This window comes from Synechococcus sp. BA-120 BA3 (assembly GCF_034931285.1).
Classification (GTDB): domain Bacteria; phylum Cyanobacteriota; class Cyanobacteriia; order PCC-6307; family Cyanobiaceae; genus Cyanobium.
Window position 1 is genome coordinate 1 of record NZ_JAYGHZ010000251.1, and the last position, 24,175, is coordinate 24,175.

At 68.3% G+C, this 24,175-nt stretch carries 34 protein-coding genes; 20 read left to right on the top strand and 14 right to left on the bottom strand.

Annotation, left to right across the window (positions count from 1 at the left end; translation table 11 throughout):
- Together VB737_RS08030 and VB737_RS08035 are read left to right on the top strand one after the other, a co-directional pair.
- A partial coding sequence (locus VB737_RS08030; protein ID WP_500312352.1) for an FAD-binding domain-containing protein occupies positions 1-1,082 on the top strand: 1,082 nt, incomplete at its 5' end.
- Positions 1,083-1,092: 10 nt separating this feature from the next.
- A complete protein-coding gene (locus VB737_RS08035; protein ID WP_500312353.1) occupies positions 1,093-2,628 on the top strand; it encodes a cryptochrome/photolyase family protein in 1,536 nt (511 codons plus the stop codon).
- Here VB737_RS08035 and VB737_RS08040 read toward each other — a convergent pair.
- Together VB737_RS08040 and VB737_RS08045 are read right to left on the bottom strand one after the other, a co-directional pair.
- Positions 2,625-3,050 (bottom strand): type II toxin-antitoxin system VapC family toxin, encoded by a 426-nt coding sequence (locus VB737_RS08040; RefSeq protein WP_500312354.1) that lies wholly within the window; start codon positions 3,048-3,050, stop codon positions 2,625-2,627. The two genes, VB737_RS08035 and VB737_RS08040, sit on opposite strands and share 4 nt — an antisense overlap.
- The gene (locus VB737_RS08045) at positions 3,047-3,286 is read right to left on the bottom strand and encodes an AbrB/MazE/SpoVT family DNA-binding domain-containing protein (protein ID WP_500312355.1); all 240 of its coding nucleotides are present in this window, start codon (positions 3,284-3,286) and stop codon (positions 3,047-3,049) included. Before VB737_RS08045 ends, VB737_RS08040 begins: the two co-directional genes overlap by 4 nt.
- Positions 3,287-3,467: 181 nt before the next feature.
- Here VB737_RS08045 and VB737_RS08050 point away from each other — a divergent pair, with 181 nt between their 5' ends.
- The 3 genes from VB737_RS08050 to VB737_RS08060 all read left to right on the top strand — a co-directional run bounded on the left by VB737_RS08050 (position 3,468) and on the right by VB737_RS08060 (position 4,896).
- Positions 3,468-4,145, top strand: a complete 678-nt coding sequence (locus VB737_RS08050; RefSeq protein ID WP_500312391.1) for a peroxiredoxin-like family protein — start codon at positions 3,468-3,470, stop codon at positions 4,143-4,145.
- A gap of 65 nt (positions 4,146-4,210) precedes the next feature.
- The gene (locus VB737_RS08055) at positions 4,211-4,501 is read left to right on the top strand and encodes a type II toxin-antitoxin system Phd/YefM family antitoxin (RefSeq protein WP_323243602.1); all 291 of its coding nucleotides are present in this window, start codon (positions 4,211-4,213) and stop codon (positions 4,499-4,501) included.
- Positions 4,498-4,896 carry a type II toxin-antitoxin system VapC family toxin gene (locus VB737_RS08060; protein ID WP_500312356.1) on the top strand — a complete coding sequence of 133 codons (399 nt, stop codon included), beginning with the start codon at positions 4,498-4,500 and terminating at the stop codon, positions 4,894-4,896. The genes VB737_RS08055 and VB737_RS08060 overlap by 4 nt, the downstream gene beginning before the upstream one ends.
- A gap of 33 nt (positions 4,897-4,929) precedes the next feature.
- On the opposite strand, the gene VB737_RS08065 is transcribed toward VB737_RS08060, so the two are convergent.
- The gene (locus VB737_RS08065; protein ID WP_500312357.1) at positions 4,930-5,466 is read right to left on the bottom strand and encodes a hypothetical protein; all 537 of its coding nucleotides are present in this window, start codon (positions 5,464-5,466) and stop codon (positions 4,930-4,932) included.
- Positions 5,467-5,690: 224 nt separating this feature from the next.
- Here VB737_RS08065 and VB737_RS08070 point away from each other — a divergent pair, with 224 nt between their 5' ends.
- From VB737_RS08070 to VB737_RS08085, 4 genes are read left to right on the top strand one after another with little or no spacing between them, the layout of a single operon-like run.
- Complete coding sequence (locus VB737_RS08070; protein ID WP_323243599.1) at positions 5,691-7,229, top strand: SulP family inorganic anion transporter; 1,539 nt, start codon at positions 5,691-5,693, stop codon at positions 7,227-7,229.
- Between the two features lie 46 nt (positions 7,230-7,275).
- Complete coding sequence (locus VB737_RS08075) at positions 7,276-7,920, top strand: MerR family transcriptional regulator (protein WP_500312358.1); 645 nt, start codon at positions 7,276-7,278, stop codon at positions 7,918-7,920.
- A 33-nt stretch (positions 7,921-7,953) separates the two neighbouring features.
- Positions 7,954-9,210, top strand: a complete 1,257-nt coding sequence (locus tag VB737_RS08080) for a vWA domain-containing protein (RefSeq protein ID WP_500312359.1) — start codon at positions 7,954-7,956, stop codon at positions 9,208-9,210.
- Positions 9,197-9,829, top strand: a complete 633-nt coding sequence (locus VB737_RS08085; RefSeq protein WP_323243596.1) for a metallophosphoesterase family protein — start codon at positions 9,197-9,199, stop codon at positions 9,827-9,829. The genes VB737_RS08080 and VB737_RS08085 overlap by 14 nt, the downstream gene beginning before the upstream one ends.
- Positions 9,830-9,961: 132 nt before the next feature.
- Here VB737_RS08085 and VB737_RS08090 read toward each other — a convergent pair whose 3' ends face one another.
- The 3 genes from VB737_RS08090 to VB737_RS08100 form a co-directional block, all read right to left on the bottom strand.
- On the bottom strand, positions 9,962-10,387 hold the full coding sequence (locus tag VB737_RS08090; RefSeq protein WP_500312360.1) for a type II toxin-antitoxin system VapC family toxin: 426 nt from the start codon (positions 10,385-10,387) through the stop codon (positions 9,962-9,964).
- A gap of 3 nt (positions 10,388-10,390) precedes the next feature.
- Entirely contained in the window at positions 10,391-10,699 is a 309-nt protein-coding gene (locus VB737_RS08095) for a type II toxin-antitoxin system Phd/YefM family antitoxin (protein WP_323243594.1), read from the bottom strand.
- Positions 10,700-10,831: 132 nt separating this feature from the next.
- Complete coding sequence (locus VB737_RS08100) at positions 10,832-11,374, bottom strand: hypothetical protein (RefSeq protein ID WP_500312361.1); 543 nt, start codon at positions 11,372-11,374, stop codon at positions 10,832-10,834.
- Positions 11,375-11,410: 36 nt separating this feature from the next.
- Between VB737_RS08100 and vapB the strand changes: the two genes are divergently transcribed.
- The 3 genes from vapB to VB737_RS08115 all read left to right on the top strand — a co-directional run bounded on the left by vapB (position 11,411) and on the right by VB737_RS08115 (position 13,644).
- Positions 11,411-11,647 carry a type II toxin-antitoxin system VapB family antitoxin gene (gene vapB, locus VB737_RS08105; protein WP_323243592.1) on the top strand — a complete coding sequence of 79 codons (237 nt, stop codon included), beginning with the start codon at positions 11,411-11,413 and terminating at the stop codon, positions 11,645-11,647.
- 7 nt (positions 11,648-11,654) lie between these two features.
- The gene (vapC, locus tag VB737_RS08110; protein ID WP_500312362.1) at positions 11,655-12,053 is read left to right on the top strand and encodes a type II toxin-antitoxin system tRNA(fMet)-specific endonuclease VapC; all 399 of its coding nucleotides are present in this window, start codon (positions 11,655-11,657) and stop codon (positions 12,051-12,053) included.
- Positions 12,054-12,432: 379 nt separating this feature from the next.
- Entirely contained in the window at positions 12,433-13,644 is a 1,212-nt protein-coding gene (locus VB737_RS08115; protein WP_500312363.1) for a sensor domain-containing phosphodiesterase, read from the top strand.
- Positions 13,645-13,683: 39 nt separating this feature from the next.
- Here the strand turns inward: VB737_RS08115 and VB737_RS08120 are convergent, their stop codons facing one another.
- Entirely contained in the window at positions 13,684-13,854 is a 171-nt protein-coding gene (locus tag VB737_RS08120; protein WP_500312392.1) for a leucine zipper domain-containing protein, read from the bottom strand.
- A gap of 297 nt (positions 13,855-14,151) precedes the next feature.
- Between VB737_RS08120 and VB737_RS08125 the strand changes: the two genes are divergently transcribed.
- The 4 genes from VB737_RS08125 to VB737_RS08140 all read left to right on the top strand — a co-directional run bounded on the left by VB737_RS08125 (position 14,152) and on the right by VB737_RS08140 (position 15,931).
- A complete protein-coding gene (locus VB737_RS08125) occupies positions 14,152-14,721 on the top strand; it encodes a DUF4236 domain-containing protein (protein ID WP_500312364.1) in 570 nt (189 codons plus the stop codon).
- Positions 14,722-14,726: 5 nt separating this feature from the next.
- Positions 14,727-14,861, top strand: coding sequence for a hypothetical protein (locus tag VB737_RS08130; protein ID WP_500312365.1), 135 nt, complete (start codon positions 14,727-14,729; stop codon positions 14,859-14,861).
- 81 nt (positions 14,862-14,942) lie between these two features.
- Complete coding sequence (locus tag VB737_RS08135; RefSeq protein WP_500312366.1) at positions 14,943-15,452, top strand: hypothetical protein; 510 nt, start codon at positions 14,943-14,945, stop codon at positions 15,450-15,452.
- A complete protein-coding gene (locus VB737_RS08140) occupies positions 15,452-15,931 on the top strand; it encodes a hypothetical protein (protein ID WP_500312367.1) in 480 nt (159 codons plus the stop codon). The genes VB737_RS08135 and VB737_RS08140 overlap by 1 nt, the downstream gene beginning before the upstream one ends.
- Before the next feature lie 114 nt (positions 15,932-16,045).
- Here the strand turns inward: VB737_RS08140 and VB737_RS08145 are convergent, their stop codons facing one another.
- Positions 16,046-16,705 carry an alpha/beta family hydrolase gene (locus VB737_RS08145; protein WP_500312368.1) on the bottom strand — a complete coding sequence of 220 codons (660 nt, stop codon included), beginning with the start codon at positions 16,703-16,705 and terminating at the stop codon, positions 16,046-16,048.
- Positions 16,706-16,716: 11 nt separating this feature from the next.
- On the opposite strand from VB737_RS08145, the gene VB737_RS08150 reads away from it, so the two are divergent.
- Together VB737_RS08150 and VB737_RS08155 are read left to right on the top strand one after the other, a co-directional pair.
- Positions 16,717-17,268, top strand: coding sequence for a hypothetical protein (locus VB737_RS08150; RefSeq protein WP_500312369.1), 552 nt, complete (start codon positions 16,717-16,719; stop codon positions 17,266-17,268).
- Between the two features lie 50 nt (positions 17,269-17,318).
- Positions 17,319-17,579, top strand: a complete 261-nt coding sequence (locus tag VB737_RS08155) for a hypothetical protein (RefSeq protein ID WP_500312370.1) — start codon at positions 17,319-17,321, stop codon at positions 17,577-17,579.
- 13 nt (positions 17,580-17,592) lie between these two features.
- Here VB737_RS08155 and VB737_RS08160 read toward each other — a convergent pair whose 3' ends face one another.
- From VB737_RS08160 to VB737_RS08180, 5 genes are all read right to left on the bottom strand, one after another.
- A complete protein-coding gene (locus VB737_RS08160) occupies positions 17,593-17,904 on the bottom strand; it encodes a chaperone modulator CbpM (RefSeq protein WP_500312371.1) in 312 nt (103 codons plus the stop codon).
- The gene (locus VB737_RS08165) at positions 17,897-18,874 is read right to left on the bottom strand and encodes a DnaJ C-terminal domain-containing protein (RefSeq protein ID WP_500312372.1); all 978 of its coding nucleotides are present in this window, start codon (positions 18,872-18,874) and stop codon (positions 17,897-17,899) included. The genes VB737_RS08160 and VB737_RS08165 overlap by 8 nt, the downstream gene beginning before the upstream one ends.
- A complete protein-coding gene (locus VB737_RS08170; protein ID WP_500312373.1) occupies positions 18,871-19,479 on the bottom strand; it encodes a hypothetical protein in 609 nt (202 codons plus the stop codon). The genes VB737_RS08165 and VB737_RS08170 overlap by 4 nt, the downstream gene beginning before the upstream one ends.
- A 223-nt stretch (positions 19,480-19,702) precedes the next feature.
- Complete coding sequence (gene pstS / locus VB737_RS08175; protein ID WP_500312374.1) at positions 19,703-20,734, bottom strand: phosphate ABC transporter substrate-binding protein PstS; 1,032 nt, start codon at positions 20,732-20,734, stop codon at positions 19,703-19,705.
- Between the two features lie 114 nt (positions 20,735-20,848).
- Positions 20,849-21,946, bottom strand: coding sequence for a DUF389 domain-containing protein (locus VB737_RS08180; protein ID WP_500312375.1), 1,098 nt, complete (start codon positions 21,944-21,946; stop codon positions 20,849-20,851).
- A gap of 77 nt (positions 21,947-22,023) precedes the next feature.
- Here VB737_RS08180 and VB737_RS08185 point away from each other — a divergent pair, with 77 nt between their 5' ends.
- Complete coding sequence (locus VB737_RS08185; RefSeq protein ID WP_500312376.1) at positions 22,024-22,554, top strand: hypothetical protein; 531 nt, start codon at positions 22,024-22,026, stop codon at positions 22,552-22,554.
- On the opposite strand, the gene VB737_RS08190 is transcribed toward VB737_RS08185, so the two are convergent.
- A complete protein-coding gene (locus tag VB737_RS08190) occupies positions 22,521-22,919 on the bottom strand; it encodes a DUF8680 family protein (RefSeq protein ID WP_500312377.1) in 399 nt (132 codons plus the stop codon). The genes VB737_RS08185 and VB737_RS08190 overlap by 34 nt on opposite strands.
- Positions 22,920-23,032: 113 nt before the next feature.
- Here VB737_RS08190 and VB737_RS08195 point away from each other — a divergent pair, with 113 nt between their 5' ends.
- Positions 23,033-24,061, top strand: coding sequence for a glycosyltransferase family 2 protein (locus VB737_RS08195; RefSeq protein WP_500312378.1), 1,029 nt, complete (start codon positions 23,033-23,035; stop codon positions 24,059-24,061).
- Positions 24,062-24,175 lie beyond the last annotated feature (114 nt).

Consider the following 24,175-nt stretch of genomic DNA (forward strand, 5'->3'; position numbering starts at 1 on the left):
CCCACCAGCGGCGCCTCGAGTCCCAGGCCCTCGCCTCGCTGCACGCCCGGCTGGCGGCGGCGGGGATCCCCCTGCTGGCCTCTCCGCAGCACACCACCGCGGCCGCCCTCGCCGAGCTCCGCCCCCTGCTGCAGCCCGAGGTGGTGCTGCAGGCGGAGGAGAGCCGCCTGTTCGGCACCTGGCCGGTGGAACCCGAGCGTTTCCCCAGGGTGTTCAGTCCGTTCCGCCGCGCCCTGGAGCGCGACCCGGAACCGCCCCTGCCCCCACCGGATCTCGCCGGCCTGGGGGACAGCTGGGACGAGCTCCCCCGCGCCTGGCTGGCGCCGCCCGCTCCCCCGCCGTCGGCCGCTGGAGCCGGGCCCGACCCCCGCAGCGCCTTCCCCTTTCCCGGCGATGAACCCACGGCCCTGGCCCGGCTGGAGCACTACCTGTTCGGCTCCAGCGGACTGCGGGATTACAAGGCCACCCGCAACGGGCTGGTGGGGACCGGGTTCTCCACCAAGTTCTCCCCCTTCCTGGGGGTGGGCTCCCTCTCGGTGCGGCGGATCTGGCGGGAGGTGCTCCGCTACCAGGAGCTCCACGGCGCCGACGATGGCTCCGAATGGATGAAACAGGAGCTGCTGTGGCGCGAGTTCTTCCTCTGGTCGGAGCAGTGCCACGGCGACGCCTTCCACGCCCCCGGCGGCATTCAGAACCGCCCGCCCGACTGGGTGGAAGACCGGAAGCGGTTCGTGCGCTGGACCCGCGGCGACGCCGGCCATCCCCTGATCGATGCCCAGCTCCACGAACTGCTGGCCACCGGCTACCTCTCCAACCGGGGCCGCCAGTGGGTGGCTTCCCATTTCGTCAATGAGCTGCGGCTGCCCTGGATCTGGGGGGCGCGCTTCTTCGAGTGGGCCCTGATTGACGCCCACCCGGCCCTGAACACGGGCAACTGGGCGTACCTGGCCGGCGTCGGCTCCGACCCGCGCAGCTTCGGCGGCAGCCCCCGCCGCTTCGATCTCGAGCGCCAGGTGGGCCTTTACGACCCCGATCAGACCCACCGCCGGCTCTGGGCCGCCCCGCTGCCCCAACCCTCGTGACCGACGCCCTGTGGCCCTGACCCTGATCCTGGGCGACCAGCTCCACCCCGACTGGCTCAGCCCCTCCCCCCTGCAGCTCGCCCCCGGCCAGCGGGTGCTGATGATCGAGGACCTGGCCGTGGCCTCCGCCTGGCGGTACCACCGCCTGCGGCTGCTGCACACCTTCGTGGCCATGCGCAGCTTCCGCGATGCGCTGCTGGAGCGGGGCGTGGCGGTGCGCTACTGGGAGCTGCCGGAGTCGGCGAGGGTGCCTTTCTGGCAGCGGCTGGCGGATGAGCTGAGCGGCGGCCGCGAGCCGCAGGACGGCGAACGGGACGGCCGCGAGCTCCGGGTGGCCGAGGTGGCCGACCGCAGCTTTGAGCGGCGGCTGCAGCGGTTCTGCGCCGAGCAGGGCGTGCGGCTCCGTGTGCTGCCCTCACCGGCGTTCCTGGAATCGGTGGCCCAGAGCCGCAGCTGGTTCGAGGGCCGCCGCCGCCCGTTCATGAAGACCTTCTACGAGCGCCAGCGACGCCGCCTCGGCCTGCTGCTGGAGCCCGATGGCAGCCCCAGCGGCGGCCGCTGGAGCTTCGACACCGAGAACCGCCGCAAGCTGCCCAAGGGCTACGCGGAGCCGCCGCTGCCGGCGCTGCCCGCCAGCCCCCACGAGCCGGCGGTGCGCGCCCTGATCGACACCCACTTCGCCGATCACCCCGGCGCGCTGGGGCCCCTCTGGATCCCCTTCGATCAGGCCGGCGCCGATGCCTGGCTGGCGCGCTTCCTGGCGGAGCGCCTCGATGGCTTCGGGCCGTTCGAAGACGCCCTGAGCAAGCAGCATGCCACCCTGCACCACTCCCTGCTCTCGCCCCTGCTCAACATCGGCCTGCTCACCCCGGCGGCGGTGATCGCGGCCACCCTGGAGCACGCCCGGAGCCGGCAGGAGAGCGGCGAGCCGGTGCCGATCGCCTCGCTGGAGGGCTTCCTGCGCCAGGTGATCGGCTGGCGCGAGTTCGTGCGCGGCATCGACCGGGTGCATGGCGAACGCCAGGCGGCCGCCAACTTCTGGAACCACCAGCGCCGCCTCGCCCCCTGCTGGGACGACGGCAGCAGCGGCCTGCCGCCCCTGGATGCGGCGATCGAGCGGGTGAACCGCCTGGGCTACAACCACCACATCGAGCGGCTGATGGTGATCAGCAACCTGATGCTGCTCTGCGAGATCCACCCCGGCGAGGTGCACCGCTGGTTCATGGAGCGCTACCTGGATTCTTACGAATGGGTGATGGGCCCGAACGTGTACGGCATGGGCCAGATGAGCGACGGAGGCCTGTTCGCCACCAAGCCCTACATCGGCGGTTCCAACTACATCCTCAAGATGGGCGACTACACAAAGGGCCCCTGGTGTGAGATCTGGGACGGCCTCTACTGGCGCTTCATCGACCGCCACCAGGACGTCTTCCAGGCCAATCCCCGCCTCTCGATGATGGTAAGGATGCTGGAGAAGATGGATCCCAAGCGGCGCGAGGCCCTGGAGGCCGCCGCCGAGGGGTTCCTGGCGCGGGCCACCCGCTAAGGGGCCTTGGGAACGACGACGCGGGGCGCCAGGTTCAGGTGGCGGATGCGCTGGGCGAAGCCGCGGTCGTCGAAAGAGACGAGCGTGTCGCAGCCACGGCAGCTGGCGTGGTGCAGGGCATCGGCGAAGTCGAGCCCGGCGCGCAGCCCGGCGACGGCCTGCTCCAGGGCCGGGCGATCTTCCGTGGTCAGGGCAGGGTGGGCCAGCAGGTGGTCGAACACCAGCAGCACCTGCTCGGCCGCGAAGCCGTAGTAGCCCCGCAGCACCCACTCCAGCTCCAGGGCCACGGTCTTGGGCAGGAACAGGGGCTGCCCCGATTCGATCAGCTGCCGTGCTGCCTGGCGCTGGCGTTCGGTGGCGGCATCGGCCCCGTCTTCGGCGACGAAGTAGCGAGCCAGCACGTTGGTGTCGAGGCCGATCACGGCGCGAGCAGACTGGCCGGGTCAAAGTCAGCCGGCACCGGAGGACGGGGGCTCCTGAGCAGGCCGAAGCCGCTGGTCGGCGGAGGCTGCTCCGGCTTCCAGGAGCGCACCTCGATGTGATCGCCCACCAGCCGGAAGCTGACGCGACCGCCTCGGGCCAGGCCGAGCTGCTGACGCAACGCCTTGGGGATGGTGACCTGACCCTTGCTGGTGATCGAGCTGGTGGCGGCTCCCATCGACTCCATCGCAAGCGTCTCCGGGGCGCGGCATTACCTGGTAAGGATACGTCGATCAGCGCGGATCGACGAGCATGGTCAGGCCCTGAGCGACCCCCTGTCCGTGACCGCCTCCGCCGCTGCTGCCACTCGGCCGCCCGCCCCCGCCCCGCTGCTGGAGCGCCTGGCGGCGGTGGAGGGCATGGGGCCCGGCCGGCGGCGACTGGTGCTGCTGCTCAGCCAGCTGGGCGACTTCGACAGCCTTGAGTACGCCCAGGCCCTGGTGCCGGTGCTGCCGCAGCTGGAGGCCGCCGGCATCGCCGTGCTGGCGATCGGGATCGGCGACGCGGCCGGCCGCGAGCGCTTCTGCAGCTTCACCGGCTTCCCGAGCGAGCGGCTGCTGGTGGACGCCGAACCCCATCTGCACCGCGACCTGGGGCTCTACGAGGGCCTGAAGCAGGCCGGCGGGCCCTGGCCGAATCTGCTGCTGATGTGCGCCGGCCTCGGCTCCCCCGGCACCCTGGCAGAGGTGCTGCGCGGCTATACCGGCGATCGCAGCGCCCCCCAGCGCATCGCCGACGACGAGACCATCCAGGCGGGTCCCCTGCCGCCGATCCAAGGGTCGTTCTTCGCCCGGGCCGGCGGCCGCGGCTTCCAGCGGCCCTTCGAGCTGGCCACCGTGCGGCTGCGCAACATGGCCGAAGTGCTGGGCCACTGGCGCACCTACGTCCCCCGCGACGACTTCCTCACCCAGCGCGGCGGCACCTACCTGCTGGAGGCCGACGACACCCTGCTGTACAGCCACCGCGACCGGGGCATCCTCGGCTTCTCGGCCACCATGGCTCGGCCGCTGAGCTTCCTGGAGCCGTATCTGGGCTGAGGCTGGGTGCCGCAGGTGCAGACTTAGTCCATGACTAAACTAATCAAGACTCCTGAGCCGGCTCCGTGGAACGTCCAGCATCGGCACCCCGTCTGGTGAATGTGCACCAGGCCAAAACCCAGCTCTCGCGGTTGATCGATGACGCCCACGCCGGTGAGACCATCGTGCTGGCCAAGGCCGGCAAGCCCTGGGCAAGGTTGATGCCCCTGGAGGCGCCGGCTCCCCAGCGGCTCCCCGGTCGCCTGCGCCACCTGGGTCCCCTCAGCCGGCCCGACGCCCTGCTGGAGCCCATGGCGCCCGATCAGCTCGCCGACTGGGAAGCTAGCCCCCTGGTTCCAGAGTCAGCCCTGCCGTGACCAGCCCCTCCGCCTACCTGCTCGACAGCCATGCCCTGCTGTGGTGGTGGTTCGCTCCGGAGCGGCTGTCAGGTCCTGTGCGGGCGCTTCTGGTCGACTCCACCAGCCGGATCCTGGTGAGTGCTGCATCGGTCTGGGAACTCAGCCTTAAGCACCATCAGGGCAAGCTGCCCGAGCTGGCTACAGCCATGGCTGATCTTCCTGGCCTGCTACAGGCCGATGGCTTCCTCCCCCTGCCGATCTCCCTGGCGCATGGCCTCAGGGCCGGCGGCTACAGCCAGCCCCACCGCGATCCCTTTGCCCGGATGCTGGCGGCCCAGGCCGAACTGGAGCGGCTGGTGCTGATCACCGCTGATCCGCAGCTGTCCGGCTTCCCGTGCCAGACGTTCTGGTGAAAGGGGAGGCCAGCCAGAAGAGGCCAGCCAGGGCTAGGGCCCTTCCAGCAGGGGGCGCAGCGCCTCGGCCGGCCCGCGCTCGGGCTCGAACAGGGGGCCGTCGCCCTCGATGACCTGGCCGCCTGACAGGACGATCCGGAAGAGGGCGTCGCCCATCGAATCCACCACGATGCAGTGGCGGGCCCGCACCCTGACGATCGGCAGGAACCCGGCGAGCCACTCCATGGTGGCCTTGATGCGGCGGGCTTCCCGTCCGTTGTCGTCGTCGAAGCCGCCGTAGGCCAGCCGCAGGAACAGGCTGCACCAGGGCTCGCGGCGTTGGTAGTAGAAGGCGTGGCTGCTGATCCCATGGCCCCAGAAGCCCACGCAGAAGGTGCCGAGGGGAGCGGCGCTCAGAAAGGAATCGATCGTGCTCTGGAGCAGGTAGAGCGGCTCCGTTCCCCGGGCCGTGCCGAACAGGGTCTGCCCCTGCCAGTGCAGCGGCTGATCGGGAGGCAACAGGCTGAGGGGGAAGGGGCCACCGATCCGCTCGGCGTAGAAGGCGAGCAGGGTGTCAAGGGTGGGCTCCATCGACTCGGTGGGTGGCGGATTCCATCGTCCCCAGGGCGACCGGTTGTTGGGTCGATTTCCGTGCGAACGACCGGATTCAGAACCCCCATCGTCCGGGCTGGTACGGTCCTTCCCATGACGATCACCCCCCCGTAGGCCGCTGTTGCGGTATTCGCCGGTCTGCCGCTCCAGCCGCGGTCGACCTGCCGTGCTGATTCGGGCCTGTGTCGTCCACCTCCTTTCCCATGACCTTCTCCATCAAGGAGTGGTGGGGCCTGCCCCACCGCGACATCCTTTCGGGCCTGGTGGTGGCCTTCGCGATGATCCCGGAGGCGATCGCCTTTTCCGGCATTGCCGGGGTGGACCCCAGCGTTGGCCTGTTCGGAGCCTTCCTGCTGGCGGTGACCCTGGCAGTGGTGGGTGGCCGCACGGCGATGATCACCTCCGCCACCGGCTCCACCGCCCTGCTGATGACGGGCCTGGTGCAGCAGGGCGACGCCCTGGGGGAGGGGCTCGGCCTGCAGTACCTGCTGGCGGCGGGGCTGCTCACCGGCCTGTTCCAGATCGCCTGGGGCTACCTGCGGCTGGCCCACCAGATGCGCTTTGTGCCGCAGCCGGTGATGGCGGGGTTCGTGAATGCCCTGGCGATCCTGATCCTGCTGGCCCAGCTGCCCCAGCTGGGGCTCGATGTCTTTCACCCGGACAAGGTGGTGGTGCAGGCCGCCCAGCTGCCGGCGGTCTGGGCGCTGATGCTGGTCACCCTGGCGATCATCTACCTGCTGCCGCGCCTCACCAGGGCGGTGCCTTCGGCCCTGATCGCCATCCTGATCACCACCGGGATCTCGATCAGCCTCGGGCTTGATCTGCCCACGGTGGCGAGCCTGGGCAGCCTGCCTGCCGGTCTGCCCCAGTTCGCCCTGCCGCAGGTGCCCCTGAGCCTGGGCACCCTGGGCCTGATCCTGCCCACGGCGCTGGCGATCTCGCTGGTGGGGCTGATGGAGACCTTCCTGACCCAGGACATCCTCGACGACCTCACTGACCAGACCAGCCACAAGAACACCGAGGCGCGGGGCCAGGGGATCGGCAACATCGTCAGTTCCCTGTTCGGCGGCATGGCCGGCTGCGCCCTGGTGGGGCAGTCGGTGATGAACGTGGGCTACGGCGGGCGCACGCGGCTCTCGACGCTGACGTCGGGGGTGAGCCTGCTGGCGATGATCCTGTTGGCCCGGGACTGGGTCAACCAGATCCCGATGGCCACGCTGGTGGGCGTGATGGTGATGATCGCCATCAACACCGCCAACATCGGTTCGATCACGGGGATCCGGCGGATCCCCAAAAGCGACACCGCCGTGATGCTGCTTACCGTGGCGGTCACGGTGCTCACCCACAACCTGGCGATCGGCCTGCTTTCCGGGGTGGCCCTGGCCGGGATCCTGTTCAGCCGCAAGGTGGCCAAGGTGATCGCCGTCGAGAGCCACCTGATCGACGCGGGCCATCGGCTCTACACGGTGCGCGGCCAGCTGTTCTTCGTGAGCAGCATCTATTTCCGGGCCGGTTTCGAGGTCCACGAACACCCGGCCCGGGTGACGATCGACATGGCCGACGCCCACATCTGGGACCAGAGCGGCGTGAGCGCCCTCGACCAGGTGATCCGCCGGCTCAAGCTGGGCGGCAGCGTCGTGGAGGTGGTGCACCTCAACCGTGAAAGCACCGATCTGTTCGCCCGCATCGGCCAGGCCGAGGAAGCCGGTGGCGCTGGAGGGGCCCTGGGCCCAACGCACTGAACGGCCCCAGATTGACACCTGCACTGCAGGTGTGGATAATTAGGGAATGGTCAAGGTCTTCGCCCCAGCTGACGCTCTCTACGGCCTCGAGGAGCTCCTCCTCGTCGCCGGCAAGCTGCTGGACGAGGAGATCTCGCCGCGCACGGTGCGTCTCTATGCCACCCAGGGGTTGATCGATCGCCCCGGCAAGGAGGGGCGCAGCGCGGTGTACGGCCACCGGCACCTGTTGCAACTGGTGCTTGTGCGCGCCCTGGCCCGGCGCGGCCTCAGTCTCTCCGCCATTGCTCCCTTCTGCGTTCTGGCCGACGCCGATCTGGAGCAGCAGCTGGAGCAGCTCGATGGGGATGGGGCGGCGGCCACCGCTCCCCCTGCTCAATCGGCCAACGAGGCCCTGCGGTACCTGCGGGATCTGCCCTCCACGGCTGACGACGTCGGTGATCCGGCCGACGGATCTCCGTCCTTCGCAGGAAAAGTCGCGGCCATGGGCTCCGTCCTTGGGATGCTCAACAAACCCCTGTCCTCCCGCTCCAGCGACAACGGCAGCCGCTGGCTGCGTTTCACCCTCGCCCCCGGCATCGAGGTGCACGTCCGCGACTCCGTTCTGCCTCCTCCCGCCGGCCCCCGGCGCCAGCAATGGCTCCAGCACCTCCTGGACCGGCTCAACGCCCTGCTCGACGACGCCTCCCGCTGAACCCCTCCCCCCGTCCCACTGCTCCCTTCCACCATGACCCGTCCCACCCTGCGTTTCCGGCCCCTGCGGCCGGCGGTGGCCTCCGATCGCCCCTCGATCCTGGATCTGCTGCTCACGATCACCCCGCCACCGCCTGCCGCTGCAGCCACCCGGCGCGAGCGGCCGCCGCTCAACCTGGCCCTGGTGATCGATCGCTCCGGCTCCATGAGCGGCACCAAGCTCAGTTATGCCCGCAAGGCCGCCCGCTTCCTGGCTGGGGAGCTCACCGGCCGCGACCGCTTCGCCATCGTCAGCTTTGACGACGAGGTGACGGTGGTGGTGCCCTCCATGCCCGTGTCCGATCCCCAGCCCTTCATCGCCGCGATCAACACGATCCACAGCGGCGGCTGCACGGCCCTCTTCGATGGCTGGCGAGCCGGGGCCACCCAGGTGGCCGAACACCTGGATCCCGGTGCGATGAACCGGGTGCTGCTGCTCTCCGACGGCCAGGCCAACGAGGGTCTCACCAACCAGGAGCAGATCGCCGCCAAGGTGGCGGGCCTGACCCAGCGGGGCATCAGCACCAGTGCCTTCGGCCTGGGGGATGACTTCGACGAAGACCTGATGGGGGCCATGGCCGCCGCGGGCGACGGCACCCTGGCCCACATCGAAACCCCCAGCCAGCTGGCCGACCTCTACGCCTCCGAGCTCCAGGGGCTGACCAGCACCTTCGGGCGGCGGGTGAGCCTCGGGGTGCGCGGCAAACACGGCGCTGAGGTGGTGGATCTGCTCAACGACCTCACCCCCACCGATGCCGGCAACTACCAACTTCCCAACCTGCGCGCCGGCCAGGAGCTCAACGTGGGCCTGCAGCTGGAGCTGCCCGCCTGGATCCCCAACCAGGAGATCCTCAGCGTGCGGCTGGCCTGGGAGGCCCCCGGCAGCAACGAACGCCAGAGCCTGATCGAGCACCTGCACCTGCCGGTGATGGCCAGCGATGAGATCCAGCAGCTGGAGCCCGATGACGCGGTGGCCGAACAGCTGGCCCTGCTGCGGGCCAACCGGGAACGCCGACAAGTGATCGCCGATCTGGATCGAGGGGATGTCATTAGCGCCAGCGCCAGCCTGGGCAAGCTGTTCGGCGACCTGTCGGCGATGCCCGCCACTCCGAGGCTCGCGAGGGAGCTCGACCTGCTCAGCGAGAAGCTCGCCTTGCTCAAGAGCGACCCCAAGCGCAGCCGCAAGAACCTCCGCCGGGAGTCGCAGCGCTCCAGCCTCAATGTGTGGGAGAGCGACGATGAACAGACCTGAGGTGGTGGCGATCGGGGATGTGCATGGCTGCGCCTCCCTGCTGGAGCAGGAACTCACCCCGCACTTTGATTCAGGTGCCGAGCTGATCTTCCTTGGGGACCTGATCGATCGGGCCCCGGAGCCCGATGGTGATCGGAAGGTGCTCGAGCGGGTGTGGCAGCTGCAGGAGAACCCCGGCGCTTACGGGCTGGCCGCGGTGACGGTGCTGCGGGGCAACCACGAGCAGATGCTGCTGAAGGCGATGTCACCGAGAGCGCCGGATGAGGACGTGGAGTTGTGGCTGTGCAACGGCGCCAACCCCGACCTCCTGCCCCTGGCCCGCGAACGCCAGGCCTGGTTCGAGCAGCTGCCGTACACGGCGGTCCGCGGCCGCTATCTGTTCGTCCATGCGGGCGTGCGCCCCGACATCCGCCTGGAGCACCAGGCCACAGACGATCTGATCTGGATCAGGCGGCCGTTTCTGAGCCGGCCCCATGGGTTGCCCTACACCGTGGTGCATGGGCATACGTTCCGGCATGACTTCAAGGTGACGCGGTTGCCGCATCGGATCGGGATTGATACGGGGGCTTATTTGAGTGGGGTGTTGACTGGTCTGGCCTTAAGTCCAGGCGGGAGATGAATCTGGCCGTCCATAACCCCAGGTGGGCCTTGGTGGCGTCGTGAAGGTTGCGGATGATCTGTTCGGGGTTCTCGTCAGGGATGGATGTTGATTCGATACTGTCTATCTCGCTTGGTGCCATCGGTGCGTTGGTCAGGCCAGCACCTTCAGCTGGAGCAGTGTGGCCGCTCGATTGAGTCGATGGTCAAAGCAGGCGAAGGTGAGCGGCAAGGAGAGCTGCTCCTGAAGGCTGTGGGCCGCAGCCAGCTGGACACTGTCGGAACCCCTCAATGCGAAGACCTCGGCATAAAAGCCAGCCTTCTCGACAAGGGGCTGGTTCACATCGGCGATGGCAAAATCTGACCAGGCTTTCTCTAAGGCGCTTTTGGCTTGGGCAAGCATGGTCTGATTGGCGCCTTTGATACGGCTGCGCTGGGCGAACGCCGCCATCGATTCAGCCCAGGTGATGCGGCAAACGGATAGATCATCACAGTGATCGTGGGCCATGACCATCCTGTCGCTGCCGTCCTCCTCGATAAAGAGCTTGAGCAGCGCTGAGGTATCGCAGTACAGGATCACGATTCAGCCACGCCCCTCGATCACGATGTCGCTGATCAGGGGGCCGTCGTCGTTCAACGTCACCGGCGGGGGAAGCACAGGTTTCTTGCCGCTCCAGGAGATGACTCCGGCATCGATGGCCTTCTGCAGCGGGTGTGGCGGGGACGATCCATCGGGTTGTTGCACCGCTGTGATGCGGGCAATGGGCTTGCGGTGGGAGGTCGCTTCCACCACCTCACCGGCCTGGGCCCGTGCCAGCCATGCGGAGAGGTGGGTCTTGAGCTCACGCACCGACACCTGACTTGCGACCACATCGGCCATGGCTGTGTCCATCGCTGCGACCACATTAGGCCTGATGTCACGGCTCATGCCCCTGCTCCGGATCGGGTGCGGTGCAGCGAACGCCCCAGACCAGGCCGAGCACATGCATGGCGCGTGCGGCAGAGCTCCCGCTGGGCCGGATGGTCAGTTCGCCTTGAGGGGTCCCAACAGCTCAGCCAGATAGCTGGAAAGGCGGAACCCGGCCGGATGGGAATAGATGATGTCGGCGATCTTCCAGCTGCCGTCGGGGCCGCGCACCAGCTGATAGCGCAGGTTCTGCGGCGCCTCAATGGGGCGGTTGCGCAGGCCTGCCTGCACCGCCACCCTGGCCTCCAGCCCTCCGCCGGGGGCGAGGCTGCAGCCCAGCACCTTGGCGCCAAAGGTCCCCACCTGGGTGCCGCTGAACAGATCGAAGTCGACAAAACGGCCGCTGTTCGGATCGAGCGCATAGGCACGCCGCAGCTTCTGGTACAGGCCATCGGTGAAGCGGTTTTTCTGGCTCCTGATCTCGATCGGACCGCTCAGGTCCTGCCGCGCCACCTGCCAGCGGTAGAGGCCATCCAGCTGGGCCTTCACGGGAGCAGGGCAAGGGGCGATTACCACCGCCGCCAGCAGCGGCATCAGCTGGGGCAGGGGCATGACGGCGTTGCTGGCGTTGCTGGGAATCCTGGCAGCGGCGGGCGTCAACCTGGGATAGACTCTCTGTATATCCAAGCGGGGTCGATGCGGGCTGTCACCAAGCTGTTTCTGAGCAACCGCAGCCAGGCGGTGCGCATCCCCGCCCATCTGCGGCTTCCCGACTCCGTCACGGAGGTGGAGGTGCGGGCCTGCGGCCAGGAGCGGATCATCGCGCCACTTGGCCGCAGCTGGGACAGCTTCTTCCTCGGCGGCTCCAGCGTGCCTGACGACTTCCTGGCGCAGCGGGCTTCCCAGGAGCAAGGCGAACGCGAGCCCTTCTGATTCGCCGATGCTGCGTTACCTGCTGGATACCAATATCTGCATCTATGTGATCAAACGACGGCCGGAGTCGTTGCTGGAGCGGTTCAATCGCAACGCCAGCCATCTGGCGATGTCGTCGATCACGTTGGCTGAGTTGATGCACGGCGCTGAGAAAAGTTCCGATCCGCCGCGCTCTCTGGCCGTGGTGGAAAACTTCTGCAGTCGCCTGGAGGTGCTGGCTTATGGGCCCAAGGCGGCCCAGCACTACGGCCAGATCCGCTCTTCCCTGGAGCTTCACGGCACGCCCATCGGTGTGAATGATCTCCACATCGCCGCCCATGCCCGCAGCGAGGGCCTCACCCTGGTGAGCAACAACCTGCGCGAGTTCGAGCGGGTGGACGGGCTGCTGTATGAGAACTGGGCCTGAGCCTTCGGGGCAGTTCCAGCCAACCCCGCAGGGCCAGATCCAGCTCGATCAGCAGCTGGGGCTCCAGTTGCCCCATCACCTTGCCCAGGGAGCTGAGCGGCACCGTGAACAGCTTGTCGACCATCAGCTGGGAGGGCTTCCCGGGGAACCGTGGCCTCCATCTCATCCAAGAAGCGCTGGCGACGCGTCCTCTTCTTGGCGTGAATGTGCCCGTGGTCCGAAAAGCCCAGCTGGAGGGGGACGGCCTTCCGTTCCAGCCTCAGTGTTGAATCTGGGTTGATCTTAGTACGCTTTTCAGATGTTCCCTAGGGTTCAATGCTGCTGGCTCGCTAGAGATGTATTCTGCTGTCTTTCACGCTCAATGGTTCGCGCTGAACTTATGGAGCCCACGAGGGAGGCCTCTGCGATCCTCCCATCGAATCAGCTAGCCATACACTTTCAACCCATCGTCTCCCTCAAGCAAACCTCCGTGGTGGGCCTGGAGGCCCTCGCGCGCCCGGCGCTCATGGGTGTCGGACAGAAGTTCGCCAAGGCCCGCAAGGCCGGGAAGCTGCTGGAGCTGGATCGCCGCTGCCGCATCCGGGCCATGGAGGCCTACCGGGATCTCAACTTGCCCCGGTCCCTACGCCCCTTTCTGTTTCTCAACTTTGAAACGTCATTGATCGACGAGGGAGTGGAAGGCTCGGGAGCCTTGCTCGAGGCCACCGAGGCCACGGGTCTGGAACCCAGCGACATCGTGATCGAGCTCAACGAAACCAAGGTTCAGGACACGATGACCCTGAAACGCTTCGTGGAGCGCCATCGTGAATTGGGTTTCCTGATCGCCATTGACGACTTGGGATCCGGCCACAGCAACCTGCCACGCATCGCCGAATTGCGACCCCACATCATCAAGCTCGACCGCAGTCTCATCGCCGGAGTCGACCGCGACTTTGTCAAGCAGGAAATGATGAAGTCTCTGATCTTACTTGGAAAGACCATCGGCACTCTGGTGCTGGCTGAAGGGGTGGAAACCAAGGCAGAACTGGACACCTGCGCCGCCCTCGGAGCAGAGTTCTTCCAGGGCTATCACTTTGCGCGCCCCAAGCCAGCGGCCGACCTGCACCTGGCGGCCCTGCACCCCGTGCTGATGGAAGCCGCCCGCCGGCAACGGGGCAAAGCCGTGGCCGCCATCCAGGCCCGCCAGATGGAGGGCCTCGATCTGATCAATCTGGCCCGCGCAGGGTGTGAAGGCCTACGTCACATCCCTACCCAACTGCTCGACGGCGCCCTTGCCAACTGGGTAGGCACCAACACCATGATCGAAGCGGCCTACGTGCTCGATGGCGACGGACTGCAGATCAGCAACACGCACCTGGGCCAGGGTCTCCCCCCGTCGAGGAACCGCCTGTTCACACCCGCCACGCGGGGCACCGACCACGCCAACAAGGAGTATTTCTTCAGCCTGATTGACACGGGTCTCCATCAGCACATCACCGACACCTACATCAGCCTGGCCACCGGCCAGCGCTGCCGCACCGTGGCCACGAGGTTAGAGCACGCCAGCGGCGCTGCCTTCGTGCTCTGTATTGATCAGCGCCTCAAATCCTGATCTGATCGCCAGAAATCCACCAGTCCACGGCTTGCTGATTCAACGGTCGACTCCAGAGCGCGAGGCCGCGATCGAGCGGTACCGGGCCAGCCACTTGCAGGCGCAGCGCAGGCTGATCCCGGCTTGTGCCGCAAGGGTCTTGAACTGCACGCCCTCATTGAGAGGCCGACGAATCAGGCGTTCCCGACTGATCGGCGTCAGACGGGCCAGTGGGAGGCGACCTCACACCCCATCGTCAGCCGAACAACCTGCTGAGACAGAACAGCTAGCCCGCAAGGTCATGTCCTTCTGGCAGCCATTGTCGAGACCCATGGGGTGGAATCGGGATCTGTTTATGCGAACGACCAGCCAGCCTCCGGCCATGCTCCGGTCTTCGACGTCTGGTGGCAAGAGTTTGAACGAGCCGTGGTTGCCTTGGGGGGCCCATACAACCGAATCACCTCATCACGGACATTCGACAACCGCCACGATCACCCGACCTCCTTCCCTCCGATCGGCTCCACACCCATGCCCTTCCGCTTCCGCCGCAGCGCCCGCCTCGGCCCCCTGCGGCTCAACTTCGGCAAGAGCGGCCTCAGCTCCATCTCCCTGGGGGGCCGCGGGGCGTCCTTCAACATCCCAGTCGCCCGCGCCGGTGGCCCCCGCACCACCGTGGGGTTGCCCGGCACCGGGCTGAGCTGGAGCGTCGAACACGGCCCCGGGGCGCCCTCGGCGGCGGCAGCGGGCCTGCCCAACAGCCGCCGTTTCCGGCCCGGCCAGCTCGAGGCGTTCCGGCAGGGGTGCCTGGGGGTGCTGCAGGAGCAGCTGTTCGCGCCCGGCTCCGGTGGCCAGCGGCTCTGGGAACACAACCTGATCACTCGGCTGCTGGCCGATCCCGCCATCGGCGGCCGCACCCAGGGGCTGCTGGCCGTGATCGAAACGCCGGAGGCGATGCAGGCCTACGTGATGCGTGCTCAGAGCCAGGACGACGTGAAGCGCCGGGCCCATCGCTGCGTGGAGGCGATGCAGGAAGCGCTGAGGCTGGTGAACGCCCGGCGCTGGTCCGGTGCGCGTGGGTCCGACAGCCGGGGGCTCTGACAGGGATGAAGGTCTCGGCTGAAATGATGGCCCTGGCATCAACGCCAATCATCTTGACCGCGGACTTCCGCCGTCGCCGGCTGGCCGTTGAGCTGGCCTGCCGCCGGGTCCATTCCGGCATCGCGATCGGAGATCTGTGAATCGATTCGTGACCGGCCCAAGGCCTGTGCTGGCCATCCATCCATCTCCAGTGCTGTGCTGGAGGTCACGTCTCTGATCCGATGACCAACAGCGAGCAAGGGGAGCTGAGCCTCCTGGTGCTGGACAGTGAATCGATACCGGTGGCGCCTGGTGTCGCTCAGGCCGCACTGGAGTGCAAGGGCATCCGCTCCACCCAGGATTTCCCCGCCGACCTCAGCGCCCTGAGCCGTGAGCAGATCGAGCACCACTACCAGGCGATGCGCAACAGCCACGCCTCTCTCACCCGCTCGCGGGCCCAGTTGCAACGCCGCTCCAGGGAGCTCACGGTGGCGCGCGAAAGGTTTCTGGAGACCCTGCGCAGCTATGAGGGCCGGTTGATGGCTCTGGGCCAGGAGAAGGCGGAGGCCCTCCGCATCGCCCAGGACATGCACCGGGAGCTGGAGGCCTTCGAAGACAAACAACAGGCCCTTGATGGGCTGTTGCAAGAGCTTGATGCCGCCAAAGAGGAGGCTGGCTACTGGAGCATCTTCAGCATCACACGGCTGATCGAGCGCATGCGCCGCCTGCTGCGCGGAGGAAGAGAGGGCTGATGGGGGAACTGAGCGATCGCTTCGGCGAGCTGATGGCGCGCATGGCCAAGGGCGATGCCGATCTGTTCCGCACCGTGGGCGACCAGAACGCCGCGATCCGTCAGCTGGTGGATGAAGTGGCGCCGGCGGAGGCCATTGGTGCCTTGAGTGAGTCCCCCCAACCCTTGCTGCCCAAGGACCAATGCCATCCCGCAGCCCTCAAAGCCCGCTTCCGCACGGCCGCAGCCGCCCATGCCCATCTGGAGGCCGCCCTGGGACCAGCTCCCACCAAGAAGAAAACCTGGGACCATCTGAGCTCCGTGTTTACGAATGGCGCCTGGCCTGCGCCTGCACGCTCACTGTCGGTAGCGGGAGCTGGTCGTGGCGGCGTCAGCGAGGAAGCTCTGGCCCAAACGGAAGCGCGGCTGTTGCGGCGTATCGATCAGCTGGAAGAACGCGTGATGGGTTTGATCGAAACGCTGCTGTCAGGTAAGCCCTGATGACAGCGCAGGCTGAGCCCCGTTCTCAACCGCGACGACCAAGGCAAGCGATCCGGCAGCTCAGGATCTGCCGAACAAGCTGAGCCGCGAGGACGTTCTCCCTGGCCGAAAGGCTCACCCCACCAGCACTTCCCGCAGGAACCGATCGCTCCAGTCCACCGCCGTCGCCCAGTTCTCCGCCTCGCTGAGGCCCGAACTGCGGGTGGGCTTGAAGCTGTGGTCCCCACTGGGGATCCAACCCAGCTGCACTGCCGGCGAGAGGCTGTAGGTCTCCACCTCCTCGCGGCGGCCGAACGTGTCCCGCTCCCCCTGCAGGATCAGGGTGGGCGCCTGCAGGGCGGCCAGGTGCTCGGTGCGCAGATGCAGCGGCTTGCCGGGCGGATGGAAGGGATAGCCCAGGCACAGGCAGCCCCGCACCCCATCGCTGGCGGCCAGTTCCTCCACCAGCAGGCTGGCCACCCGCCCGCCCATCGACTTGCCGCCGATGAACAGCGGCCGCTGCGGGCTCTCGCCCGTCTCCAGCCGCACCTGCTGGCGGAACGCCTCCTGCAGCAGCGGCATCCGCTCGGGACCCTGGCGGCGGCCCGTCTCGCGCATCCGGGCCATGTAGCCGAACTCGAAGCGCACCACCCGCCAGCCCGCCGCAGCCAGTCCGCCGGCGATCGCCGCCATGAACGGACTGTCCATCGGCGCCCCGGCCCCATGGGCCAGCAGCACGGTGGCCGGCGCGTCGTCGGGGCCGTCGATCAGGCGGGGGTCGGAGCTGGTGCCCATACAGTCAGACCATGACACGCCGGATCGGCCACACGCTGCGTCGCTCTGCACGGCTTGGGGCCAGTGGGGCCATCCTGCTGCTGGTGGCCGGATCGGCATGGGCCGATGGACGCGGATCCAGCCCGGTGCTCCGCCTCGACGGGATTGGCCCATTGCGTCTCGGCATGACCCGGGCCGAAGCCGTCGCCACCGGCTGGCTCTCCGATCCGGGCCCCGGTTGTGAGCTCGGCGGGCCACCGCTGCCTGTCGTCTACAAGCTCAAAGGGCCCAAGGCGCCGGCCGGCATCGTCGGCACGGCCCAGTTCGAACGGGGCACGTTGCGGGTCTTCGCCTTCTCGGCCGGTGTGCGGACCTCATTCGGCGTCGCCATTCCCGGTGGCACCGTGAACGATCTGCTCAAGCGCGCCCGCGCCACCGGCCTGTCGGCCACCTCGGTGTACGACGAGACCTTCGCCGGTCGGTTCGTCACGGTGAATCGGGGCGGCAAGCAGGTGCTCGGTGCGTTTGCCGAAGGGAGCGGGCTCTCCACGATTGCGGTGCCCTACGTGCCTGTCTGCGAATAGGGGCCCGCGAGCCCCCCAGGCACCAGAATCCACTGGCTTGCCTCCCCACCATGGGCGCGATCCTGCTCACCGTTGTCACCGTGCTGCTCGGCTACGGCCTGGGCAAGGGCGTCCCCCGGCTGGTGCAGGGCTCGGGCCGCCTGGCGCGTCGCTCCCGCTTCAGCCAGCTGGCCTTTGGCTGCCTTCTGCTCGTTCCCTGGCTGGTGGGCATCGTTCTGCTGGCGCAGATCCCCCTGAATCCCGCCCTGCTGCTGCCGGCGATCGGCTATGCGGCCGGCATGGCCTGGGGGCGCCGCAAGGTGGGGCTTTAGCTGGGCCAACCCCTCAACGCGGCAACTGCGATTCCAGCTCCCGCAGCCGCCCCTCCAGGGCCTCGATCCGCTCCAGGTAGGTGAGGGCCAGGGCCATCCCGGAGACGTTGAGGCCGAAGTCGTCGCGCAGGCGGGCGGCGCGGCGGGCCAGGCGCACCGTGTGGATGTGGAAGGTCCACACCGGCGCGGGCTGGGCGCAGCGGAAGACCCCGAACTGCACCAGTTCGATCACCTCCTCGTGGCCCAGGCCCGAGGCGGCCAGCAACTCCTCGAGGGCGACGGTGCACCCCTCATCGTCGTCAGGAATCAGCAGGTCGTCAGCCATCGGTGGAGGGTCCTTCGAGGTGGTGGCGAGGGTGGAACGCGGAGGCTTCGGCGAGTTCGCGGTACAGCGCCTGCTCCCGTTCGCCGATCTTTTCGGGCAGCACGATCTGAATCACACCGTAGAGATCGCCCGCCCCGTCGCGCCGGTGGGGCAGGCCCTTGCCGGCCAGGCGCAGCTTCTGGCCGCTGCGCATCCCCGGTTTGAGGCTCACCGTCACCGGGCCGTCGAGGCTTGGCACGCTGATCTCGGCCCCCAGGGCCGCCTCCCAGGGGGCGATCGGCAGCTCCAGGTAGAGGTCGTGGCCCACGGCCTTGAAGCGGGGATGGGGCGCCAGCCGCACCTCCAGATAGAGATCGCCGGGGGCACCGCCGGCGATGCCGTCGCCGCCCTTGCCCGGCACCCGCAGCCGCTCCCCCTCCACCACGCCGCGGGGCACCCGGATCCGGCCGCTGCGGTTCTGCTTCTCCACCCGGCCATCGGCCCCCAGCACCGGAACGCTGAGCGAGAACGCCACCTCGGTGCCCCGGGCCGCCTGCTCCAGGCTCAGCTCGGTGGCCACCTCCACGTCCTGGCCGCGGATCGGGAAGTCCGCCCCCGGCCGCCGGGGGCCGCCGGTGCCGCCACCGAAGCCACCGAAGCCGCCACCGCCGAAGCCCATCCGCTCGAACAGGTCGGCCAGGTCCACCTCCTGCTGGCTGCCACCGCGGGAGAAGCGACTGTCCCATTCCGGCGAGGGATGGAACTCTTCGCCGGGGCCGTGGCGGCCGAGGTCGTCGTAGGCCTGGCGTTTCTCCGGATCCGAAAGCGTCTGATAGGCCTCGCTGATCTCCTTGAACCGTTCTTCGGCGCCCTCCTCCTTGGCCACATCGGGGTGGTACTTCCGCGCCAGTTTTCGGTAGGCCTTCTTGATGTCATCGGCGCTGGCGTCGCGCTCCACCCCCAGGCTGGCGTAGTAATCCTTGAACTTCATTGGAACTTCATCGCAGCATCTCCGCCCGCCCCTGAGCTCGGCGGCCATTGTCCTACGCCCCGCCGGAGCCGATGCAGGGCGAGGGCGACGGGCTGCAGCGAGACGTTCTCCACCGACATCGCGTGGCTGGCCCCGAACGGGTTGTCGAGATCGGCGATCAGCAGCAGCAGCCCGACGGTGAGCACCCCGGTGCCGATGTAGGCGACCCCATAGACGGCAGGGACGAACATGGTCGAGCGGATCACATCGATGCGCAGCACACCGCGCCGGAGGTGGGCCAGCTCAACCAGCAGGCGTGCCTGCAGGGGGGCTGGGTTCCAGAGGCGCAGTCGCTCGATCGACAGCTGCAGCGCGTCCAGCCGCTCCAGCAGATGCAGGGTCGGCCCGGCCTCATGCATCCAGTCCAGCAGCGCTTCGCCGAACTCCGCCAGCAGGGCCAGGCTTCCCTGCACCTCGGCCTGCGGCTGCTGCAGCCCCAGGCCCTGCACCTCCAGCGCGAGGCACTCAAGGGCGGCGGCCAGTTCGCCGGGCAGCTTCTCACTTTCCTTGTCGTCCGTCAGCACCCCGTTGAGCAGGAAGCCCAGGAGGAACACCTCTGAGGCCACCAGGGCCGAGAACAGAGGATTGGGGGTAGCACCTCCCAGTGCTCCTGATGTACCAGCACCCGGCAGGCCTCGATGGCCAGCAGCAGCAGGTCCACCCGGCCGAAGAACCAGACGCGCCGTAGCAGGGGCCTGCGGTGCGGCGCGTTGCCCGGATCCATGGATCGGGCGTTCATCGGCTGGAGGCGAACCGCTGGCAGTCTCGGCGGTCAGCCTGGGGGGCGGATCAGCCCTTGATCTTGGCCACCTCCTCCTTGACCCTGGTCAGCACGTCGCCGGTGATGGGAATGAAGCCCAGCTCGGTGGCCTGCTGCTGGGGACCTTCCTCCAGCGCCCACAGCAGGAAGGTGCGCATGGCTTCAGCCTTCTCCTCCCCCTGCCCGCTCTGATAGGCCAGGATCCAGGTGAAGGCCACGATCGGGAAGCTTTCGGCACCTTTGGGGTTGCAGTCCTCCCCGCCCAACCGCTCATCGAGGCTGATGTTGTTCAGCGCCGCCGCTCCCGACTTCGAGTCGGCGAGCACGAACTGGCCGTCCTTGTTCTGCAGCTTCGCCGGCTTCACATCGCCCCGCAGGAAGGCCTGGTTGACGTAGCCGAGCGAGCCGGGGGTGTTCTGGATCAGGCCGGCCACGCCTTCGTTCCCCCTGGCACCCAGCCCCACGGGCCACTGCACCGCCTTGCCGACACCCACCCGCTGCTTCCATTCCGGTGAGAAGCAGGACAGCGAATTGGTGAAGTTGAAGGTGGTGCCGGAACCATCGGAGCGGTGCACGACCGTGAGGGGCCGGGACGGACAGCCCAGGGCGCTCCAGTTGGTGATCTTGCCGAGATAGATGTCGGCCAGCTGGGCCTGGGTCAGCTGGAGTCCCGGGCAGTCGGGATTGTTGTAGGCCGGGCTGATCGTGCCCCCCAGCATCGGAATCTGCACGGCGCCCCGCTTCCCGGCCGCGCCGGCCTTGAAGTCCTCGTCACTGAGGGCCTCGTCGGTGGCGCCGAAGTCGACCGAGCCGGCCAGGAACGAGCGCACCCCCTGCCCGGAGCCCACGGACTGGTAGTTGACTAGGTAGCCCTTGGCGGCCTTGTAGTCGGACGCCCAGCGCTGGTAGGCCGGGGCCGGGAAGGAGGCCCCGGCGCCATTGAGCGACGGCAGCCGGCGGCCTCCACCGCAGGCGGCAACGGTCAGGGAAAGGGCGGCGAGTCCCACCGGCAGGCAGGAACGGCGCAGGCGGGTGATGGTCCGTTGGCGGGGATGGGGCACGGGGGAGCAACCTCGGCGTTCCCCCATCTAACCCGACGTTCCGCAGGACTTGGGTTAAGGATGTCCCATCGGCAGAGGCGGGGCCCGGCGGGCAGCGACCGCTGCGGATCGTCCCTAGGGCTCCTCGTCCTCCCTCTCCGGCTCCGGGGGCAGGGGCGGCAGCGGGGGCGGCGGCAGCACCTCCAGCTCGGGGGGGTTGGGGGCGGTGTCGGGGCCGATCAGATCCACGGCGGTGCGCTGCATCACCAGCCGGAAGCGCAGGGGGGCCTGGGTGCTGTTGATGAACTCCTGCACGGCGGCCACCTGCTTGGACGTGGGCAGCTCCGGGTCGGTCACCCGCACCCTGGCCCGGATCAGGGGCGGATTCTGCTGCCAGTCGATGCTCAGGCCCACCATGTCGATGGCGGGATCGCCGCCCAGGGTGATCGTGCTGCTGCGCAGCCGTTGCTCGATGGCCACCTCCAGCTGCTGGGCCTTGTTCTCCTGGCGGGTCTGGTTCACCAGCCGGAAGAAGCTGCTGCCCAGGGGGATCACCAGCAGGGCGGTGAGGGCCACGCTGGTGAGACCCAGGCGGCTGCGGAACAGCCGGCGCCGGTACACCTTCTCAAGGGTCCCCAGGGACGCCATCGCCCCCACCATGATCCCCAGCAGGTTGGTGGTGAACAGCAGCAGCGCCCCGTAGGCCTGCAACCACTTGGAGGAAGCCAGCAGGATCCCCACCACGCACATGGGCGGCATCAGGGCCACGGCGATGGCCAGGCCGGCCAGGGCCGAGATGGCGTCCTTGCGGAGCTTGGCGTACATCGCCACCGCTCCGGCCACCAGGGCCACCCCCAGATCCAGCAGGTTGGGGCTGGTGCGGTTCATCACCTCGCTGCCGAAACTGGGGAACGCCACCAGGTGGCCCACCGCCATCGCCAACAGCACGCAGAGCACCACCCCCAGCAGCAAGGTGCGCAGCGCCCGCAGGAACATCGGAATCCGCCCCCGCAGGATCTCGAAGGCCATCGCCTGCAGCGGCAGGATCCAGGGGGCCACCACCATGGCGCCGATCACCACCCCGGGGCTGTTGGCCAGCAGGCCCAGGGTCGCGATCAGGGTGGCGCCCACGGTGAGCACCACGAACACCTGGCTGAAGCTGGCGTCGTGCTCGAACTCCTGCTGCAGCGCGGCCAGACGCTCGTCGGCCGCAGGGGCGGGGGGGGAGGTCATGGCCGGCTTGCGCCTGGAAGGCACAACAGCCTGATGCGTCGCCGGGATACGTTCAAGCCCCAGCCCTCCCAGCCCCCATGGCCTGGTTGAAGCCTGCTGCCGCGAGCCTGGTGCTGTTGGCTCTCCTCCCCCAGGCCGCCCGGGCGGAACGCTGGTCGTTCCAGCGGCTGGTGGAGGCGTTCGAGCAGCGCGGCTTCACCGTGCTCGGCGGCCATCCCCGCTGCGCCGAGCGCGGACTGTACGGGCTGTACCTGCGGGAGAGCCGGCGGATCGTGGTCTGCCCCCGCGGCAACCTCAACGACACCCTCCTGCACGAGGGCTGGCATGCGGTGCAGTCCCGCTGTCTGCGGGGGGCGCCGCTGCTGGGCGAGGACGCCCTGCGCCAGGGCCTGAGTCGCCACGACCAGCGTGACCTGGTCCGGCTCTACGGCGCAGACCGCTGGCAGCGGGAAGCGGAGGCCCGGGTCATGGCCCGCCGGGACCCTGTCGCCTATTTCCGCCTCGTCGACGAGCTCTGCCCGCCTCCTGTTGCTCCGGCGTCCCCGCCAGCCCCGGTGCCGCCGGAGCCAGGCCCTCAGGGCCAGGGGCGGAAGCTCACCGGCGCGTAACGGGCGATGGCCACGCTCCAGCCTCGGCTCGCCAGGGCGGCCAGTTCGGCATGGAAGGCCGTGGTCGCGCCGCCGGCGATCCAGCGGGCCTTGAGCCGGGGCAGCGCCTCCTGAAGCGCCTCCAGGGGCAGCTCCACCAACAGCAGGCTGTCGTCCCCGGCGGCCCGGCGCAGGTCACCCTCTTCACTGCGCTGCCAGACACGCAACAGAAGTTCCAGCACCAGGGTGCGGCCATCCTCAGCGGGATCCTCGGCCTCGTTCGCCGTCATGGTCCTGCCAATGCGGGACTTGCCGTTCAGCGGCAGGGCCCGCTTCCCCCCCTGCTCCAGCAGGGCCAGCGCGACCAGATAGGGAGCGTCGGCCATGGCCCTCGAAGGCAACGAACCCCCAGCCTGCTGGATCGGCAGGGATCGGGCGCCGCATGAACCGACAGCAACCCGGAGTTTCGGGTAGGAGAAGCCAGGCTTTCTGGCTTGGCATGGGTGAAAGCAACGCCACGATGCATGGCTTCAATGCGAACGACGTCACTGCGAACGACGTCACGGTGGTGGTCGTTCCCCGTGAACGCTTCAGCCATGCCCTGGCTTCACTGGAGTCGATCCAGCAGAACACCGACGGTCCGTTCGAGCTGATCTATATCGATGGCCATGGGCCGCCCGAGCTCGCCAGGGAACTGGAGCGGCGGGCGGCGGCAGGGCCCTTTCGCCTGATCCGCAGCGATCACTACCTCTCCCCCAATGCGGCCCGCAACCTGGCCCTGCCCCACGTCACGACGAAGTACCTGGCTTTCGTCGACAACGATGTGATCGTCACCCCGGGCTGGCTCGGGGCCCTGGTGGCCTGTGCCGAGGAGCACGGCTGCACCGCCGTCTGCCCCCTGACCTTCGAGGACGAGGCCTTCAGCGTCGTCCATCATGCCGGCGGCGAGCTCCTGTGGCGGTCCATGGGGGAGGGCCGCCGCTGGCTCACCGAACGGCGCCCCTGGAACCATCTACCCCTGGTCAAGGTGAAGGAGCCCCTGGTGGCGGGCCCCACCGAGCTCAACGAATTCCACTGCGTTCTGGTCCGGACGGATTTCTTCGCGCAGAACGGGCCCCTCGACGAGGGGCTGCTGAGCATGGCCGAGGAGACGGACTTCTCGATCGCCGTCGCGCAGAGCGGTGGCTCGATGGTGTTCGAGCCGGCCAGTCGGGTGAGCTACATCCCCCCCTCCCCCGACAACCTGCTTCCGTCCGACAAACCGTTCTTCGAACTCCGCTGGTCCAGCGACTGGGTCAGGAGAAGCGTCGACCACATGGTGGCCAAGCACAACCTCGACCCGGTCTCGCCGGTGGCCAAGCACTGGCTGCGGTTCGTGTTCCAGCACCGCCATGCCTGTGCCACCGGCTCCAGGACGATGCCGGCGATGGACATTCTATTCGGCGATTTCGGCTCCACCCTCGGCAAGCGGGAGAAATACGACCAGCTGCTGCGCCGGCTTTCGACGGCGTCACAGCGCGGGGGCTGAGCGCCACCGCCGTCCTCCCCATCGCCACGGGCCCCGTCGCCACGCGCCCTGTCGACAAGCCGGAAAGCTCCGGCGAGCATGGCGGTCTGTGGGCTCGTCCCACGCCACCCGCCC

Excerpts from the sequence above, each read along its gene's own strand:
- VB737_RS08050 (WP_500312391.1), top strand. The coding sequence starts at position 3,468 with ATGGGGCCCGGCCGGCGGCGACTGGTGCTGCTGCTCAGCCAGCTGGGC.
- VB737_RS08065 (WP_500312357.1), bottom strand. The coding sequence starts at position 5,466 with ATGGAGCCCACCCTTGACACCCTGCTCGCCTTCTACGCCGAGCGGATC.
- VB737_RS08115 (WP_500312363.1), top strand. The coding sequence starts at position 12,433 with ATGGAGCCCACGAGGGAGGCCTCTGCGATCCTCCCATCGAATCAGCTA.
- VB737_RS08160 (WP_500312371.1), bottom strand. The coding sequence starts at position 17,904 with ATGGCTGACGACCTGCTGATTCCTGACGACGATGAGGGGTGCACCGTC.
- VB737_RS08085 (WP_323243596.1), top strand. The coding sequence starts at position 9,197 with ATGAACAGACCTGAGGTGGTGGCGATCGGGGATGTGCATGGCTGCGCC.
- VB737_RS08140 (WP_500312367.1), top strand. The coding sequence starts at position 15,452 with ATGGGGGAACTGAGCGATCGCTTCGGCGAGCTGATGGCGCGCATGGCC.
- VB737_RS08150 (WP_500312369.1), top strand. The coding sequence starts at position 16,717 with ATGACACGCCGGATCGGCCACACGCTGCGTCGCTCTGCACGGCTTGGG.
- VB737_RS08130 (WP_500312365.1), top strand. The coding sequence starts at position 14,727 with ATGAAGGTCTCGGCTGAAATGATGGCCCTGGCATCAACGCCAATCATC.
- vapB (WP_323243592.1), top strand. The coding sequence starts at position 11,411 with ATGCGGGCTGTCACCAAGCTGTTTCTGAGCAACCGCAGCCAGGCGGTG.
- VB737_RS08095 (WP_323243594.1), bottom strand. The coding sequence starts at position 10,699 with ATGGACACAGCCATGGCCGATGTGGTCGCAAGTCAGGTGTCGGTGCGT.
- VB737_RS08155 (WP_500312370.1), top strand. The coding sequence starts at position 17,319 with ATGGGCGCGATCCTGCTCACCGTTGTCACCGTGCTGCTCGGCTACGGC.
- VB737_RS08180 (WP_500312375.1), bottom strand. The coding sequence starts at position 21,946 with ATGACCTCCCCCCCCGCCCCTGCGGCCGACGAGCGTCTGGCCGCGCTG.
- VB737_RS08080 (WP_500312359.1), top strand. The coding sequence starts at position 7,954 with ATGACCCGTCCCACCCTGCGTTTCCGGCCCCTGCGGCCGGCGGTGGCC.
- VB737_RS08195 (WP_500312378.1), top strand. The coding sequence starts at position 23,033 with ATGGGTGAAAGCAACGCCACGATGCATGGCTTCAATGCGAACGACGTC.
- VB737_RS08075 (WP_500312358.1), top strand. The coding sequence starts at position 7,276 with ATGGTCAAGGTCTTCGCCCCAGCTGACGCTCTCTACGGCCTCGAGGAG.
- VB737_RS08185 (WP_500312376.1), top strand. The coding sequence starts at position 22,024 with ATGGCCTGGTTGAAGCCTGCTGCCGCGAGCCTGGTGCTGTTGGCTCTC.
- VB737_RS08165 (WP_500312372.1), bottom strand. The coding sequence starts at position 18,874 with ATGAAGTTCAAGGATTACTACGCCAGCCTGGGGGTGGAGCGCGACGCC.
- VB737_RS08070 (WP_323243599.1), top strand. The coding sequence starts at position 5,691 with ATGACCTTCTCCATCAAGGAGTGGTGGGGCCTGCCCCACCGCGACATC.
- VB737_RS08125 (WP_500312364.1), top strand. The coding sequence starts at position 14,152 with ATGCCCTTCCGCTTCCGCCGCAGCGCCCGCCTCGGCCCCCTGCGGCTC.
- VB737_RS08145 (WP_500312368.1), bottom strand. The coding sequence starts at position 16,705 with ATGGGCACCAGCTCCGACCCCCGCCTGATCGACGGCCCCGACGACGCG.
- VB737_RS08135 (WP_500312366.1), top strand. The coding sequence starts at position 14,943 with ATGACCAACAGCGAGCAAGGGGAGCTGAGCCTCCTGGTGCTGGACAGT.
- vapC (WP_500312362.1), top strand. The coding sequence starts at position 11,655 with ATGCTGCGTTACCTGCTGGATACCAATATCTGCATCTATGTGATCAAA.
- VB737_RS08045 (WP_500312355.1), bottom strand. The coding sequence starts at position 3,286 with ATGGGAGCCGCCACCAGCTCGATCACCAGCAAGGGTCAGGTCACCATC.
- VB737_RS08190 (WP_500312377.1), bottom strand. The coding sequence starts at position 22,919 with ATGGCCGACGCTCCCTATCTGGTCGCGCTGGCCCTGCTGGAGCAGGGG.